Source organism: Vibrio sp. 1401 (genome assembly GCF_033340295.1).
This window is the reverse complement of sequence record NZ_JAWOWF010000633.1, coordinates 1-575: the sequence shown is the minus strand read 5'-3', so window position 1 is coordinate 575 and position 575 is coordinate 1. Positions and strand designations below refer to the sequence as shown.

The window sequence follows — 575 nt, the reverse complement described above, 5'->3', positions numbered from 1 at the left end:
GCTCGTCGAATACGTTAGTCTCTCAAATGGATGGCCCAATTCACGACCCGTTAGAAATGGATTCCAACTGGCCGAAGATTGAAAGCTACGTTCAAAACAACGAGCAGTATCAAGCGCTGTTTAAACGCGCTGGAAACCTGCCAATTTCTATCGACAACATCAAAGCGTCCATTGTTGAGTTTGTGAAAGGGCTTGAAACTCCAGGCGCGCCGTTTGATGCCTACTTATTGGGTTACACGCATGTTTTGAATGAGAAAGCGAAACGCGGTTGGAAAACCTTCCAGAAAGCTGGGTGCGTACAATGTCATCAAGGGAAAAATGTTGGCGGCGCGATGATTCAACGCTTCGCTTACTTTGAGCATAAACCCGTGCAGAAAGACACAGGTCGCCATTTACTCACAACGGAAGGGGATGAGGGGTATTATTTCCGTGTTGCCAGTTTAAGAAACGTCGCATTAACGGGGCCGTATTTTCATAACGGGCAAGTGACCACCCTTGCTGAGGCCATTCAAATCATGGCACAAACGCAGCTTGGTATTACGATGAGTGATAGCAATATCGAAGACATCGAAGCG

The 575-nt window shown here is 47.1% G+C and carries 1 protein-coding gene; it reads left to right on the top strand.

Going from position 1 to position 575, the window contains the following annotated elements; all coding sequences use genetic code 11:
* On the top strand, positions 1 to 575 hold a 575-nt coding region (locus R7Z77_RS27275; protein WP_318137294.1), incomplete at both ends, for a cytochrome-c peroxidase.